The organism is Pseudoalteromonas prydzensis, assembly GCF_001661495.1.
GTDB classification, from domain to species: Bacteria; Pseudomonadota; Gammaproteobacteria; order Enterobacterales; family Alteromonadaceae; genus Pseudoalteromonas; species Pseudoalteromonas prydzensis.
In genome coordinates, this window is record NZ_BDDT01000010.1 from 1 (window position 1) to 14,934 (window position 14,934).

The following is a 14,934-nucleotide window of genomic DNA, read 5'->3' on the forward strand; positions in this document are numbered from 1 at the left end:
CACAAGGTTTAGTGTCATTGAGAGATATTTGGATCAACATTCATTACGGGAGATGAACCGCCCATTGCGGACCCGCATGATGGGTGGTGTGGGGGCTGGAGGTTAGAGACCTCCGGCTACCCGATTATACCCACTCTTTCTCCAGCTCCTTGGGATAATCCAATAGAAGATACTGGTCTTTTACCTCTTTTGCCGTCAATGGAACTGTCTTAAGGTCACCACTATCTGTTGGGTAATCAACGACTATTGCGAATGTCTTTTTTTGAGCAATACTAAAAGCCAAAAGTCCTCTAAGTTTATGCTGAGCCAAACCATACACTTTAAAGTATTGCTTATCAGGCAATGATCGATGCACTGCTTCTGCATGTTTTTTGGATATAAATAAAGGTAAGTCTATAGGGCTACCTTTTGGAAAAGCATATAGAGTCCCAGTTGGCTGTCCATTTGGCTCCTTTAACTCAGCGATATACCAAAATGGTTCACCAGTACAGTGATCTTCAGGAATAAAGCTTGTCGTAATATGCCTTGATAGAACGTCGAATATAGTAGGCACATCATCTGCAGTAAGAGTGAGAATTCCATGCCTCTTAGCGACTTTTATTGCTCCAGATTGATAGCCGGTTCTTGAAACAAATACACCAACAATGTCCTCACCAATGTTCTTGATTTTTTGATGAAACTCTAACACTTTCCCCTGATCTACAGGGTTTTTCCAATCTTTACATTCGATAGCAACACGATGTTTCACACCTACATTTTCGAATTCATAAAAAATATCAATTTCATATGACTCATCGGGCGGCACTTGAAAAGTAGTTCTTTTGGAAACCCGTATTTTTTCGCCTCTTAGATTTAGTAGAGTGCTATATACGAAATGAATATAATCCTCAAACTCCGTACCTTTCTTCATTAAATACCTTCTTAAATTCTTGAGTGGATATAACGAGCCTGTAGAATAACTCGTTTTTAATTTATTTTTATTGATGGATTAACCATAGCCGAGTTCCTATTTTGATTCAATTAGTTACTTCGATTTTACGTCAAATATAAAAAGAGGATTTGCTGTTGCTTTAATTGGCTTTTTGCAAGGTATTACAGATGTTTGAGTGGCTTATTTGGAGAGGTTGTAGCTTACCTTTATTAATGCAAAGTGTTTTCACGTATCAATATTAGCCTTCAAGATAATCCTCATTTACTTCTCTTTGTGCAAAAGGTTTAGTGAATTATTCACAAAGAGGCTCAGAGACGCTGGCTTTAGAGTAAAATAAACAAATGCAGCGCTCATAATATAAGCTACTTGCTTAACAGCCGCATCGACAGACGAAGTAAACGAATTTGCTTATTGAATTAGAGTTGATTTTGAATGGACCGTCACTTTATTAAAACGGTCAAAAAAAATACTAGTGCCTATTGATAGAGTTAAGGCTCATATGTGTTATATCACGGCAACACCAAGCTAAATCTTTGATCTTATTCACCACTTAAATCTAAATATTTGACACTAATCGTTTCACTATTATCTTCATTTAGTTCAAATGCAGAATCAGTAAAGTCTAACTCTGAAACTTCTGCATTTGCTCTAATACCATCCATATAATCAATATTTACATAGGCTGAAAACACTTCAGTGTGCTTTTTAACAATATCGTTATGCAGGACAAACATATAGACTTTATCTTCCGGATCTCATGGGGAACGATCGTAATCAGCAATTGAATAGTGAGCTTTTAGGACTACTTCAAAATCAACTTCATACTCAACATGTTCATCTGAGACTGAAATTATATTTTTGTGGTTTATACGAACAGACTCAATATCTATTTGGTAAATTTCATCATCGAACTCATTCGCCTCATCTGAATAAAATTCTGATGAGCTAATTATCTCTCTGGCACTTTCAATTAAATTATCTTCTAGCTGCTCAAGAATACTATCTGCAAATTTTACTGGCTCTTTTAATTCTTCTTCTTTTCTAACAACCAAATCTAATAGGTCATCAACTCTCTTTAAATGAATCAAGTTATCTAAAGTGTCAACATATTTTTCCATATCGCCATCATCACTAATGACATATAAAGTATGCCCCCGATCTTTGCTTACTTTGGCTACCGCTTCAAGTACAAATGCGTCAGGAAATTCAGATTTTTTATTTGCTCCACCAAATGGAGGTTCTGACTTAAAGTACTTATCGAAAACAATTGATGCATCTACATTTTTTATATCTACAATTTCGGCTGAACTCTTATCAAGAAACTCTTCAAATTTTTCCAAAGCAATTTTATTAATATCCTCAGCTTTTACTTTTTCAAAAATGCCGTGGCAAGCAAGCTCCGGAGTATTTCTTAAGAACATAGCGTCTTTTTGTATTTTCTTTATAGCTCTAGCCGATTCTTCTGCTTTTGATAATAAATGAGCTTTTATTTCATTGATCGTAATTTGTGTAATAAGAAGGTGAAGTCTTTCAGATTCAAGAAAGTCACAAAGCTTACCCAGGGCATGCTCATTAAATTGATAGTTTTTACTTTCATATGCTGAAGTATCAACAAATACCAATCTACTTTCTAGTTCAGTGCTCATGAGTTTCCTTAGTGATATAACGCCCGCAGCACGCGCGGCTTTGTAGTGAAGGCGCAGCCGCAACGAAAAAGCCGTCGCCGTGACTGCGATTGTTAAGGGCTACTTACCTGATTTTTCTAGCATACCCCTTTTTGACTACTCTACCGATATAGCTATTTAAGCCTTGCCCAGCTCTTGCTAGCCTATGCATTTCGTTGATGCTGGCTACACCTGCACTTTGATTCGTGTATAGATAGACTGAGCCATCTCCGAACTGAACGGTGATTTCGCCTGCTCCAATTTCGTATGCAACCACATTCGAGTTACCCCCCAAGTTTTTATAACGTTCCATCATTACTTCCTCTTTAGTTGATACTACTTTGATTTGGAGCTAAAGCCCCTTAACATTTTAGTATTTATGCGGCACGCATCTTTCTGCCGATGTCACGCCCATGTATATAATAAATCTATTATTAACAAATAACTTAATGCATTGCCAACTATAATTTTTTATTGGTATTAAAGATATTCAGAAAAGAGAAAAAGCGCTCGTCGCTCATTTTTATATAAGCACATAATTAAAAATGAGCTGTCGTTAAACTTAAATTTTGCTCGCAGTAAAAAACAAGCAAAACTGCCAGTCGTGATGACCCCAGAAGAAGTCAAAATATTAATGGCTCATTTAAATAAACGCTATTATCTTATTGCAGGCCTTATGTATGGTAGTGGTTTAAGAGTAATGGAAGCGGTGCAATTAAGAGTGAAAGATATTGGTTTTGATTAAAAAATGATGCCATTACAATTTTGATGAGGATTCAGCAAAAAGCGCATTGTGAGAACATAGTATTGGTGATTTTTAGATAATTAAAAAGGGAAATTTACAACACCCAATGTTGTTTGAAGTAACTTATAAATTTATAGTGGAAAGTGTACTAAATTCATAATAGTAATGTAAAACAATAATATACGGTAGTAAAATATTAGTAGTGAGGGCGTTCAGAATTCAGTGTTAGTTTACCTTTCAGGCTTGTACTAACCAGCTATTTTGCGCCCTTTAAATTACAACTCTACAGATTTTGGTTAGCAATTTTTCCAGTAAAGCCAGAGACTAAAGCCAATGACTTTTTATTTTGGCTGGCATGCCTATACATACAAGCAGAACGCCCAAAGCCTAACGAAGGCTCCTTCTCTTCATGAGGAAAAAATGCACTAGAGTTATATTCAAATAAAATGCCAGCTACATTGCGACCTGCATTTTTGGTGGATACATGTTCCTGCTCTTTAGCGAAATCCGTAATTGCTCTTTGTATTTCCATATCATATAAATGCACATTACTAGTTGCGGCTACTGTACCTTCAGGCAAAAGTACATCAGTCACGTCCAATGCTATCAAACCATACTTGTTTTTTCGATTCGCACCAATGCGTGTATCAATCTGACTTGATGCTTTTTTAATACGAGAGGCTAATTTCTTTATGGACTTGATACGTTTACACTCTACGTACAACTTATCTTTACCTATATTGACAACAACATCACAGTCATCTGTTAAATCAACTTCATATCCCCCTTGAGAAACCTAGAGGCAATATTCAGTTCAAACGCGAAGTCTCGTGCAGGGTCATCATTTTCCCCCTTTGCATTCTTCTTGATTGCTTCGGCCCGCAAGCTCTTACCTGACATAACATGCTTGATACGATCTTTTAAACCCTCGTGCTTACCATCTTTAAAAGTGTTCCATAAACGGATAATCTGACATGCCTCGGTCGCAGCTTGCATAAAATGATAAAAATCATCAATTAAGTCCTGTTCCGTTGGTACTTTAGCTCCAGGGTTAACAAAAGTTTTTAGCAAACGTTCATAGTCTCCCATTCGAGTACTTTTATACGGAAAACCCAGCTCTTCGGATAGCCATTTACACGATTCTGAAAATTCTATTCGACGATCCTTAAACTCTCCTTCATACATTGCCGTTTTACTTATTTCCAACATTGAAATGCTCATATATCTCCGAACTCAAGTAATTGTTAATGTCGGAATAAACGGCGAGGAATTGTAGACTACGATAAATGACGAAGGAGCGTAAGCCTACAGTTTTTGCATCCACAGTTTTATAAATGCTAAATGCACTTAGGTCGATAGGTGACCAGCAGCGTAGCCGACCCCAGTAGCCCAAGTTGTTTCGAACATTGAACTGAAAAGAATACGAGCACGAGCTTTTAATGTTTTTGCCATAGACACCTCCTTAAATTTGCCTGCCGTGGTTGATAGGACCATTTGGATACTTGCATATCGAATAAGCACAAAAATAAGGGCTACGGAGCCAACAAACGCCCAAGGAATCGAACCTTGGCCTACCTCCCCCATCAGCCTAAGTACACTCTTTTAAGAGCTATTTAAAAACACATATCTAAATAAATTAAGACTTTACTTTATTTTCCATATTCTGCAACCTATTCACTATCCACCTATAGCTGCATGGCTTTAGCTCAACTAAATCAGCCTCACGTCTTTCTGCATTAAGCGTATCAAGCTGTTCAAGAAACTGGTCATACACCTTCTGGTACCTCATCACGGTATGCGTGCGCAGGTATTCGTTTATCACTTCATCAATGAGATCATGGACTTCTTGAGGCAGTTGCTTGGTTCGGTTGCCTTTGGCCTTATGTTTGGGCATCAGTGCGTGTTTATCCCAGCCGCTTTCCACAAAGGCTTTGTTCCAATAGGCTAGCGTGCGCCATGACGGTGGGCCACTGTCGTTTATCTCCGCCGCCTTTTGCGCAATATACGGGGTTAACCATTTCTCGGTATAGGCTGGAACGCTTTGTTCAATTGCGCCTTGCACATACCTATAACGTCGCTGCATTTCTTTTTTTGATGCAACATCTTCCGCAGTTTCTGCTTTAGGCTTTTTAACGGTACTGAGTGGTTTAAAGCTTAGCTTGGTTGGTAGCTCACGCCGCGCAATGGTTCTAAGCTGACCGTTTGAAACCAGTTGTTCAAGTTTTGGCTTTGCAAAATTAAACCGCCCACCGCTTTCAATATCCGTCAACACCACATCACTACCCGCAATGCTTTCAACCGCAAAGTAGGAGCATGAATGCTCCGATAGGCGTTTAACTAAAATCAGGTCGGGGTTTTGCAAGTCCATTATGGTGGCATTTCCTAAAACGACGGTAAAGCACAAGTTCAAATAGCGTATACCCTAATTGAACATCACCAAAACAGGCTAAAAGTGTTCATTTAGGGTGGTTTAAAGCGTTAGTACGCACTATGTTTATTTAGTCTAGATGCTAAATGAACAATTGCCATGAGTAAGATTGGATATGCGCGAGTTTCGACCACAGATCAGTCTTTAGATCTACAAGTAGCCAAACTTGAGGAAACTGGTTGTGACAGGGTGTTTACCGACATGGCATCAGCATCGAATACCAAACGTGATGGGTTTCAAGCCCTACTTGACTACCTTCGTGCCGGTGATACCTTAATCGTGACTCGAGTCGACCGTATCGCTCGTTCCGTACTCGACTTACAAACCTTAGTGTACCACCTAAAATCCAATGAGATTCAGCTACAAGCGCTAGAGCAACCCATCTCAACCGACTCTGCTTCAGGAAAAGCTTTTCTAGATATGCTCGCCGTGTTCGCAGAGTTTGAACTCAATATTAGAAAAGAGCGCCAACTCGAAGGCATCGAAGCCGCTAAAAAAGCGGGTAAATACAAAGGCAGAAAACCAATATCAGACAACACCAAACAAAGCATTTTATCGCTACGCGCAAAAGCTACACCGGTCAGCCAAATAGCAAGCACAGTAAACGTTTCAAGAAACACAGTTTATAAAGTTATCAATCAAGATATTAACAAATGAATTAACTAGGTATAACATACTTAGCTTTGCTATCTGCTTGTGAAAAAGGAATAACAGTGGAAATATTGATACCATTTGCTAAAGATAAAAATGGCTCGCTCGCATTTGTCGATGAAGTAGAAAGCGGTTTAGAATGCAATTGTTTTTGCATCAGCTGCGATATGCCTCTTTCCGCGCACAAGTATAAAACGAACATAAGACGCGATCACTTCAAACATGCACCGAAAGTAAACTCCGAAGATAAGCCATGTGAGATAAGTTATAAACGCGCTATTTTTTGGTTGTGCCGTAATATACTTGCTACCAATTCTAGCATTCACCTCCCTCGATATGTTGGTTTTCCAAACAGTGATAAATCCGATGAAGGTGTGTTGCTCACTGAAGAGAAGGTATACGAATATCAATCTCAAATAACATTAAACCCAGCTATTGAAAGCGCGCAAAACGAAATTGCGATCCTACACACTAATGACTTCGACATCACCCTTGTTTTAACGCTAGAGAGCTCTTCTTACCAATTTAGCTCTACATACAACCAAAAGTCCGCCATTGTAGTTGTCGACGTGAAGGATTTTAGAAAGTACGTTGAAGGCAAAGTAAATGGCTACAGAGAGCAAGTTGAATCTGAATTACTTGAGAAGCAAAGCATCAAGCATTGGCATTACTACCCACAGCAAACACAAAGGTTTACAGAGTTTTATCGTAGTAAAAATCAAAAAATACAACTCGCTAAAAAGGAACAAGCACAACTTAAGTGGGAGGAACAACAGCAACTGGCAGAAGAGATCGAGCCGGTATATGACCCAGTTTATGGATTTCAGCAAAACCCCCGCTATAAAAGAAAACCGACACGTGCTTTTAGGGAAATTATTGATCTAAATCCCGCACCAAAACAATACGAAAAGAGATGGTTTAGATGTGGCTACTGTACGAATATTTGGCAACGCTCAAGTACAGATGTTCCTTACTCTGTTGATGAAACGCCATGCCCATCTTGCGATCACCTTATTATAATTGGTTAAGGCAAACGATATGATTAGCGACAAATCAAAAAACCTTCTTGAAAAAATGAGAATTGACTCTGATGAATACTTTAAAAGCTTACATAAAAAGTTTGGTGATGATTACAGAGTTTTCGCAGACGTTTTAGATAGCTTTGATTGCGAGTCAAAAACAGAGCCAAAATTCGCTTTTAGAGATTTTTGGCAGCAAAAGTACGCATCTTACTCCATAGAATCAGAACTGTGTAATTGGGCTTTTGAGCTTTTTAACAATTTAAAAAGGTTTTATTCCGGAGGCGTATTTGAACTGTTCAAAAGCAAGCAAGCTGAGTGGGGGGCACCCCCCGTCAGAATTAAACGCGAAGACGTACCGACTACGTCAGATATTGAAATGCTTGAAGAAGAAGTAACGATATATCGTGGTTTATCACCAGATGAGTTTGCAAGTAAAAACTTTGCACAGTCTTGGACCATAGATCGACAAATAGCTAAAAAGTTTGCCCACGAAGTATATAAAGATAAGATTCAAGGTATAGTTGTTAAAGGTGTTGTTTCAAGAGACAAAATTATCTATTTTGATGCTTCAGACAAAGAGCAAGAAGTGATCATTGAATATGGAGCGGAGATATTTGCTCAAACAAAAACTATCAAGGCCGTTAGTTGAACCACTAGTAATCTGGTAATGGCCAGATTTCTCCTTTAGTAAAACTTGAGCTACTAATGAGCTTCTCTCTATGAAGTTTATCTAATTCATAAGGCACAGCCGCTAAAAAGCCCTGCTTAAACCTCCTGGCTATATGCCTTTTTAAGTGGTGCTTATGTACAATAGTCGAAGGGCAGTTTATCCATACATTAGGGAGAAATAAGATAGGCAACAGTACAAAGTTTCTGTCAAACTTCACACTTTCGCAGCTAACTTGTAATGTGAGGCTATGGGAGTATATAGCTTCTAGATTAAGCCTCTGATCTTTATATTGTATTGCGAAAGTGCTTAATAAAAATATTGTACAAAAAAGAAAATCTCGGAAGTTACCATCATTTTTATCTATAGAGCCCGACCTGATATTAGCTTGGTCGAAAATAAGTTTAATATCCTCAATAATGATATCGCTTTCCAGACTTTTGAACCTTGGCCTCTCTTCAAAGCTTCTCTCAATTCCTGCCCTATAATCCTCTACTTCAGCCTCAAAAAGTGGCATCACATCAGTGATACTCCTTAAAACAATACCACGATCTTTTTTATCTGGATGAGCTAAAAAGTCACCTATTTCACGAATCACACTGTTTTTCCTCGCATAGTCTCTAGACATCACATAGAAATTCGCAATGTCTTTTTGATCAAATGAACGCTCTAGAAAAGACCGGTAAAACTCTTGTATTTGGTGTTTATAATATTGGTTCATACTTACCATCTTCGACTCTAAAATAGTCACTTATTAAAAGTAATTTCTCTTGCTTGCCAGAATACTAAACTTTCAAGTTTATTTAAAACTTCATCGCAACAGCTTCCTCACCCCGTGAACATACCCACGCTTATAGATTTCATTTCCATCAGCATCTTTGACTTGGCCAGTAGGCATAACTTCCCAGCCTTGTTTATTGAAAAGTTCATCAGAAATTGCCGCTTTAATGGCTTCAACTTCCAGCGGTACCAGTTGTTTGTTTTCAAGTGTGGTGTTGGTTTTATCGCCTTTAGTTCTGTCTATAAACAAGTCAGAGTTGGCTTTTAATGTATTGAGCTGGTCACGGTATTTGTTACGTTCAGCAATTAATGACCCTACTACGGCTCTAATCACTGGGTCGTCGATGGCATCCAAAATATGTTGGTCATTGCTGTTCAATAACTGTTTTTGGCGTACTGAGAGCGGCTTTTTACACGTTGTGCCTGCATAAGCTGCCCAAGCCTCAATTAATTGCTGAAAATGCTTTCCTGTGCGATTACGGATGGTTTGTGTTGATGGGCCGCCTTGCTCTTTTGACAACCGCCCGATCGTTGCCATGGAAAAGTCGAGAGGCGTTATTTTACTTTGTTGCTCAAGCACAGCATTCAATACCGTTAAAGCATTGGCAGTTCTTGTGGTGGCGCTTGCGCATAGCTCTTGCAGCACTAGGGTTGGGTCGACTGGATTAGCCATTTTTCTTTACTCCTAAAGTGGCTGTTGCCATGTTTGCCAATGTTCTGATGCTAATGCCTGTATTACTTTCAATCGCTTGTACACCTTGCTCGAGCAGGCCTGCGTCTTTTAAGTAAGCTTCAGTATCAAGGTAAGTTGAAAGCATTGTCATGGCTTTACTTTTATCTGGTTCTTTCGTGGCATTTAGCATGGCATTGACCATCACATTGCCAAGCTTAAGCTGTGCTTCGTCGTCAAGCTGCATCAAGATTGGTTGGTAGCCCATGCGCATCAGCATAGTGTTTAGTATGTTTGATCTGTGATTAATGGCCGTGGTTTTCTTTAAGTCATCTTTTAAGTCTGCAAATACTTCTGCGTCATCGCAGATTTGGATCAGCTGCCTAAACTCAGATTTCGTGTCTAAAAAGCTAAAGAATGGTGATATGTCTTCTGCCGAGCCAAGCGCAATCACTTTGTCTTTGCGGTCGTGTTCTTCCCGATTTTGCTCGATACTTAGTACCTTACGGATCACCTGAAAACACGCTACTAAGTCTTTGCAGTATTCATCGGCTTCGGTTTTGTGTCGCTCAATACGCCTGTCTATACTGTTTAGCTGGTCGCGCTTGCTAAATGGAGTGCTGTTTACTTCGCAAAAGTATTCTTCATCCAACAAACTCGCTTGCTCGCCCTCAAGCTCCGCAGCAATTTTGGCCGCTTCTGTGGCGTGATAACTTAGGTTATTAAAATGAGCCGTAAGCGATTGAATATAGCGGATGCTGGTAATAAACCAGCGGCAGCGAATACAGTTTTCAATGCCATGGGGTACTGGCGCGTGAAGATCGGCTTGGTTTCGATTCGCTTTTTTTAGTTTATCGCCGCCATTCCAGCACCCAGCAATAGAGGCATGTTCAACCAAGGGCGAGGTGTTGCCTCCTGCTAAACAAATGCCTATCGACTTTTCTTGCCACCCAGCTGGGTTGCGCACTCTCAATGCAGTTTGTAGCGATTCAATGTCTTTAAACGCGGCTTGCAAGCCGATTTCTTCAATGGATTTATTGGCTAGGAATGACTGTAGACTATCGTCTTCTTTGTCGATTATTTTGCCTTCGGCCTCGCGCATTTTCTTGGCCATCATCACAGGCGTGAGCTTGGTGTAGTGCAAAGTCATGATCAAACGACTGTGGCCAACCAACAGCTTTGACAATATCGGTGTGGGTATTTCCCCCTCAATGGCGTAGCAAGTGATCAAAGAAACGCGTAATGCATGCAAAGGAAATAGCGGCCTTCTGGCATTTTTAGGGTCAACAAAATGCACTTTGGCACCATCTCTTAAAGTATGCTCTTTTTTCGCCACATCGTGCTCGAGTTGAGCAAGCAAAGCCACCCAAAGTGCGTTAACATAACCGTCAGTAATTGGCATACAACGTTCGCGCTTACGATACGCAGCAGCATTGCGAAACAAAAAGCAAATATCACCAATTTCACTGCGCTGAATTTTGGTTTTAGTGCTACCAAAGTGCTTGTAATCCAAGTCATAAATTGACGTAGGCTTGTTGATTGGGTTGTACTTTTCTTGCCAGTTTCTTAGCTTTTCTAACCAATACAACACCTCTTCGTGTTGCCACGGGATCATGTATCCCCGAGTTATTTCATCTTTGTTTCTATCAGCGGTTTTATTGGTGTTTATGTACATACCCGTCATCACATCACCAATATCTGGCGTAATAATGCGGTGGAATACCCCTTTTTGCCATGGGCGCTTATCGCTGCCTTCAGCAAAATGATGTTGCTCATTCATTTGCCACTCGCCATTGCTGTAACGCCATGTATCAGCCTCACCCGAGTCCAGCATTCGTACTTGAAAGGTTCGTAAAGGTAGCTGCAATTTAAGATACAAAGCCATGGCACGAACAGGTGACCAAATTAAGTAAATGCTGTCACCCTTTTCTAGGGTTCTTAGTGCACCATCTATTCTTATCTGACGCTGTTTATCTAGCGTGTGTTTTTGCCAAACACAATCGGGGTCTGCTTTGTCTATCACCGATTCATCAACCAAAATCCAGTCTTTTAAAAAGCGAGCGTTGGTGAAGAAGAGCTCACTGTAGTCGATGGCCCACTGCCATTGCTTAAAGTGACCCCGAGGCGCGGGGCATAATATGCTGCGCAGTTGCTTAATATAGGCGTAGGGTAAAGCGTTGTAGACAGTCTCCTGTCTTCTTACAGGGCTTTGTTCTTTATCAAAGGGGTTTTGAAATAGCGGCACAAGATCGCCATTATCATCTGGCTCTGAGTAGTAGGTATCAATTATCCAATCAATAAAGCGGCATACATCGTTGTTTTGCCTAACACGGTAGCCTTCGTTCAGCTCAAACGACATAAGAAATTTGTTGTAGTCTTGATCTGCCAGTGTAAATAGCTCAATGGGATCGGTAATAAATCGCGGTACCAGGTATTCATCTAAAAAGCGAGCGATTGCGGCGCGTGAATGATCAATGCCGTATTGCTTTTGTTCAAGCCAAGTTGAGGCCAGTTCCCGCCAAGTCTCCCAGCCAGAACCGTTTTTCTTGATAAACCAATTGAACTCATAATCCTGTGTTTTCATGGTTTATATCTCCTTAATTTAGGGTACTTACCGCTAAATAGCCCATCTGGGTCAATATCTTCAAAGCCTGATTCCGTCACGTTTTGCCAGCTCACGCTGACGTCTTCTTTAAACTCGGCATAGTGTTGGCCATCAAGGTTTTTTGACGCTCTTTCACATGCCAACGTCACATCTCTAATACTCGGTTGGGTATATACTGCTTGTGATAAAAACGAAGCGTGGTGGAGTGCCTTTTTGATCAGCCTTGGATCAATGCCCGCACTCGACATACGTCTGCCATAAGCATGACGATGGGCATGTGGGGTTCGTCCTTCAGGTTTTGATACAACAAGGTTGATACGAGCCATGGCCGCTTTATAACTTTGGTTAAACGCATTTAGGGTGAGCGATTGACCTTCGTGTGTTTGTGAAAACGATACAAATGCGTAAGGGTGCATTCTTGGCAACGGTAATAGGTAAAGTAAGTATTGCTGCCACAACTTGGCAAATAGCTCACCGTAAAAGGCTGGAAACCAGTGCAGTTGAATGTAGTTTTCGTCATCATCAACCACTTTGGTTTTCCAGCCAACTCGAGCGGTACCCGTCATGCGGTTACGAGGAATTAAGTTATAGTTCTCAGACAAATACGCTGCGCGTGTTTTTTGTCGTTTGCGGCCAGTCCAGTTATTTGGTGCTCTGCCATCTTCGGGGTGGTACAAACGTACTATCACACCACTGGGGTTTTCTGGGTCGTAAAACACATCATCCACCCAAAGGTGTAAAGCATCACTTTCTCGTACACCGGTGCCATGCATCAGCAACACAATAAGCTGATCACGCAGTGCCACGCGCTTATCTCTGGCTTTGCCTAAACCTTCAATAAAAAAGAGTTTAAAGAGCTTTTCTGGAAATGAAATGGCATCACCGTCAACCTTTAGCACATCCTTTTTACCACGTACCTTGCGTACGGTTTTAAGCACACTGGGTAAAGGGTTACTTTTGATATGGCCTAAAAAGTTGTACTGATTGCGTTTGTACCATGCAGCATAGTTAAGGCGTTCTTGATGAGAGCTGGCTTGTTCAAATGGGTTTAAGCTGGTTGTATTTCTGTTATTGGCGAGCCAATCCGTTAAGCCATTTAGCGCAGATAAAAGTTGATTTACATTTGCTGTAGAGCGAGGTAACCAATATAAACCCGATGGATCATTCCCCTTAGGGCTAATGGAACCCAACGATAAACGCATTACAAATGATTGAAATAACTTGCTGGCGTCTGAAAATAATCCTGTATTGGCTTCCATGTACTCGAGCAAAAGCTGGCAAGCAAACGTAATGCGATTCATCCATGGCAAACTTTTAATGTGCGACTGACTTATAATGTAATCAAGTAAGGGATCGAATACACCATATTCGCTAAGCAACACAGGTACTTCAATCAATAAGCCTGAATTATCTGTTTTAACTTGCGCAAGAACTTTGACTAACACGGTACCTAAACCAATTAGTGCTGAGGAGTTTTAGTAGATTAGTATAAGAAGTACTATTGATCTAATGAACTGAGATTTATTTTTTAATTGGATCTAAAAAGGAATTAGTATGTTTTAGTATACTTTTGGAAGCTATTAATAAAACTTATACTTCAAACAACACCAAATGAGGAATTTGGGTGGCAGTCTTACCAGCCACATCTCGGCACACACGTCACAAACTGTGGCTGCTCCCTTCCGGGCCTGACCAGGTTCGCCTGCTAGTGTTGCGAGAGGACCAATAAGACTACCATTGAGGGCCTTGGTTGGCGCGGGAAGGATTATCTCTACTTTTGTGGTGTTATTCAAGGGTAAACACAAAAAGAAAGTGCGATTGCATGTTAAACATACAATCACACTGTTTTTTAAACGATTTTATTGTTTCTCTAACTCTGCTTTTACGCTACGCAGTACTGCTTTTACTTTTTTCATGTTTTCTGGGCCCATACGCAGCAGTTGCTTTTGAGCGGCTGGTAGACGTTCCCATTCTGAGTAAGCATATTGATAAGTTACTGAATCACGTAGCAACGGCATATCCCCTTTTGGCTCTGGAGTATCCAGTAATAGGTCTATCGCTTCTTCAAGTGTTTGATTAAACGCATCACCTTGATAGCCAATTTCTGCATACGCATCATTAATAAGCGGTTTGTACTCATCGTATAAACGCACGATTTGTGCTGCGCTCATGCTGGTGAATATTTTTACATAAGGGGTATAACGCTCATAGCTGTTTGGATCTATGGTAAGAATATCACCTTCGATCACGCTAAAGCTTTCTTCAGGGCGTTCCACCGGTGCATGCTTTGCAACAACTTTACCTTTGGCTAAGTTATCAATAAATACCACACCACGGCGAATAACATCGTCTGTTATTAGTAAGCTCATTGCTTGATCACTTAAGTAATCATCAATGCTGGCTACAACTACGGTGTCACTTTCGTTAAGTGTTGGTAAGGGTGCAACTTCAGGCTCTGGTTCAACCTGTCTTTGCTCTGGACGCGTCACGACTTCTGGCTCAGGTAGCGTTTCAGGCTCTGTAACCTCGGGCTCTGGAGCTTGATATTCTGTCATAACTGGCTCGTCAATTGTTTGCTCAACAATTGGCTGTGGCTGTTCTTTTGGGCTGAGTAAAACATACCCTGCTACGCACGCGATGATAACTAACACCCCGATTGCAAACAGCAAATTATTATTTGATGGACGTTTTTCGGTATCTGGCTGTGGTGATTGATCTGACATACGAACTCCATAAAAAATTTAAATGCACAACACTTAGAGTCAACTAAG

16 protein-coding genes and 1 other RNA gene are annotated in these 14,934 nt (G+C 40.4%); 4 read left to right on the forward strand and 13 right to left on the reverse strand.

Annotation, left to right across the window (positions count from 1 at the left end; genetic code table 11):
* Positions 1-124: 124 nt before the first annotated feature.
* The 4 genes from A7968_RS15885 to A7968_RS15895 form a co-directional block, all read right to left on the reverse strand.
* Complete coding sequence (locus A7968_RS15885) at positions 125-910, reverse strand: restriction endonuclease (protein WP_064667560.1); 786 nt, start codon at positions 908-910, stop codon at positions 125-127.
* 560 nt (positions 911-1,470) lie between these two features.
* The gene (locus A7968_RS23010; protein WP_084448225.1) at positions 1,471-1,665 is read right to left on the reverse strand and encodes a hypothetical protein; all 195 of its coding nucleotides are present in this window, start codon (positions 1,663-1,665) and stop codon (positions 1,471-1,473) included.
* Between the two features lie 21 nt (positions 1,666-1,686).
* Positions 1,687-2,577, reverse strand: coding sequence for a PIN domain-containing protein (locus tag A7968_RS15890; protein ID WP_084448226.1), 891 nt, complete (start codon positions 2,575-2,577; stop codon positions 1,687-1,689).
* Positions 2,578-2,680: 103 nt separating this feature from the next.
* Complete coding sequence (locus A7968_RS15895; RefSeq protein ID WP_208855846.1) at positions 2,681-2,911, reverse strand: hypothetical protein; 231 nt, start codon at positions 2,909-2,911, stop codon at positions 2,681-2,683.
* Between the two features lie 291 nt (positions 2,912-3,202).
* Here A7968_RS15895 and A7968_RS23640 point away from each other — a divergent pair, with 291 nt between their 5' ends.
* Complete coding sequence (locus A7968_RS23640) at positions 3,203-3,340, forward strand: tyrosine-type recombinase/integrase (RefSeq protein ID WP_227008933.1); 138 nt, start codon at positions 3,203-3,205, stop codon at positions 3,338-3,340.
* Positions 3,341-3,623: 283 nt separating this feature from the next.
* Here A7968_RS23640 and A7968_RS15900 read toward each other — a convergent pair whose 3' ends face one another.
* The 3 genes from A7968_RS15900 to A7968_RS15915 form a co-directional block, all read right to left on the reverse strand.
* On the reverse strand, positions 3,624-3,935 hold the full coding sequence (locus A7968_RS15900; RefSeq protein ID WP_157586772.1) for a hypothetical protein: 312 nt from the start codon (positions 3,933-3,935) through the stop codon (positions 3,624-3,626).
* 170 nt (positions 3,936-4,105) lie between these two features.
* A complete protein-coding gene (locus A7968_RS15905; protein ID WP_157586774.1) occupies positions 4,106-4,561 on the reverse strand; it encodes a hypothetical protein in 456 nt (151 codons plus the stop codon).
* Between the two features lie 415 nt (positions 4,562-4,976).
* Positions 4,977-5,708 (reverse strand): hypothetical protein, encoded by a 732-nt coding sequence (locus A7968_RS15915; RefSeq protein WP_064667565.1) that lies wholly within the window; start codon positions 5,706-5,708, stop codon positions 4,977-4,979.
* Between the two features lie 159 nt (positions 5,709-5,867).
* Here A7968_RS15915 and A7968_RS15920 point away from each other — a divergent pair, with 159 nt between their 5' ends.
* From A7968_RS15920 to A7968_RS15930, 3 genes are read left to right on the forward strand one after another with little or no spacing between them, the layout of a single operon-like run.
* Complete coding sequence (locus A7968_RS15920; protein ID WP_064667566.1) at positions 5,868-6,425, forward strand: recombinase family protein; 558 nt, start codon at positions 5,868-5,870, stop codon at positions 6,423-6,425.
* A 56-nt stretch (positions 6,426-6,481) separates the two neighbouring features.
* Positions 6,482-7,447: a hypothetical protein gene (locus A7968_RS15925; protein WP_064667567.1), complete on the forward strand. Its 966-nt coding sequence runs from the start codon at positions 6,482-6,484 to the stop codon at positions 7,445-7,447.
* A gap of 10 nt (positions 7,448-7,457) precedes the next feature.
* A complete protein-coding gene (locus tag A7968_RS15930; protein WP_064667568.1) occupies positions 7,458-8,090 on the forward strand; it encodes a hypothetical protein in 633 nt (210 codons plus the stop codon).
* Positions 8,091-8,094: 4 nt separating this feature from the next.
* Here the strand turns inward: A7968_RS15930 and A7968_RS15935 are convergent, their stop codons facing one another.
* From A7968_RS15935 to A7968_RS15960, 6 genes are all read right to left on the reverse strand, one after another.
* Positions 8,095-8,829 (reverse strand): hypothetical protein, encoded by a 735-nt coding sequence (locus A7968_RS15935; protein ID WP_157586776.1) that lies wholly within the window; start codon positions 8,827-8,829, stop codon positions 8,095-8,097.
* Positions 8,830-8,919: 90 nt separating this feature from the next.
* Positions 8,920-9,561 carry a gamma-mobile-trio protein GmtX gene (gene gmtX, locus A7968_RS15940; RefSeq protein ID WP_064667570.1) on the reverse strand — a complete coding sequence of 214 codons (642 nt, stop codon included), beginning with the start codon at positions 9,559-9,561 and terminating at the stop codon, positions 8,920-8,922.
* Positions 9,554-12,142, reverse strand: a complete 2,589-nt coding sequence (gene gmtZ, locus A7968_RS15945) for a gamma-mobile-trio integrase GmtZ (protein WP_064667571.1) — start codon at positions 12,140-12,142, stop codon at positions 9,554-9,556. The genes gmtX and gmtZ overlap by 8 nt, the downstream gene beginning before the upstream one ends.
* Positions 12,139-13,608, reverse strand: coding sequence for a gamma-mobile-trio recombinase GmtY (gene gmtY, locus A7968_RS15950; RefSeq protein WP_064667572.1), 1,470 nt, complete (start codon positions 13,606-13,608; stop codon positions 12,139-12,141). The genes gmtZ and gmtY overlap by 4 nt, the downstream gene beginning before the upstream one ends.
* Before the next feature lie 186 nt (positions 13,609-13,794).
* An RNA gene (gene ffs / locus A7968_RS15955) (signal recognition particle sRNA small type) lies at positions 13,795-13,891 on the reverse strand.
* A 131-nt stretch (positions 13,892-14,022) separates the two neighbouring features.
* The gene (locus A7968_RS15960; protein WP_064667573.1) at positions 14,023-14,886 is read right to left on the reverse strand and encodes a DUF3014 domain-containing protein; all 864 of its coding nucleotides are present in this window, start codon (positions 14,884-14,886) and stop codon (positions 14,023-14,025) included.
* Positions 14,887-14,934: the final 48 nt, after the last annotated feature.

Excerpts from the sequence above, each read along its gene's own strand:
- A7968_RS15885 (WP_064667560.1), bottom strand. The coding sequence starts at position 910 with ATGAAGAAAGGTACGGAGTTTGAGGATTATATTCATTTCGTATATAGC.
- A7968_RS23010 (WP_084448225.1), bottom strand. The coding sequence starts at position 1,665 with ATGTTTGTCCTGCATAACGATATTGTTAAAAAGCACACTGAAGTGTTT.
- A7968_RS15890 (WP_084448226.1), bottom strand. The coding sequence starts at position 2,577 with ATGAGCACTGAACTAGAAAGTAGATTGGTATTTGTTGATACTTCAGCA.
- A7968_RS15895 (WP_208855846.1), bottom strand. The coding sequence starts at position 2,911 with ATGATGGAACGTTATAAAAACTTGGGGGGTAACTCGAATGTGGTTGCA.
- A7968_RS23640 (WP_227008933.1), top strand. The coding sequence starts at position 3,203 with ATGACCCCAGAAGAAGTCAAAATATTAATGGCTCATTTAAATAAACGC.
- A7968_RS15905 (WP_157586774.1), bottom strand. The coding sequence starts at position 4,561 with ATGAGCATTTCAATGTTGGAAATAAGTAAAACGGCAATGTATGAAGGA.
- A7968_RS15915 (WP_064667565.1), bottom strand. The coding sequence starts at position 5,708 with ATGGACTTGCAAAACCCCGACCTGATTTTAGTTAAACGCCTATCGGAG.
- A7968_RS15920 (WP_064667566.1), top strand. The coding sequence starts at position 5,868 with ATGAGTAAGATTGGATATGCGCGAGTTTCGACCACAGATCAGTCTTTA.
- A7968_RS15930 (WP_064667568.1), top strand. The coding sequence starts at position 7,458 with ATGATTAGCGACAAATCAAAAAACCTTCTTGAAAAAATGAGAATTGAC.
- A7968_RS15935 (WP_157586776.1), bottom strand. The coding sequence starts at position 8,829 with ATGAACCAATATTATAAACACCAAATACAAGAGTTTTACCGGTCTTTT.
- gmtX (WP_064667570.1), bottom strand. The coding sequence starts at position 9,561 with ATGGCTAATCCAGTCGACCCAACCCTAGTGCTGCAAGAGCTATGCGCA.
- gmtZ (WP_064667571.1), bottom strand. The coding sequence starts at position 12,142 with ATGAAAACACAGGATTATGAGTTCAATTGGTTTATCAAGAAAAACGGT.
- A7968_RS15960 (WP_064667573.1), bottom strand. The coding sequence starts at position 14,886 with ATGTCAGATCAATCACCACAGCCAGATACCGAAAAACGTCCATCAAAT.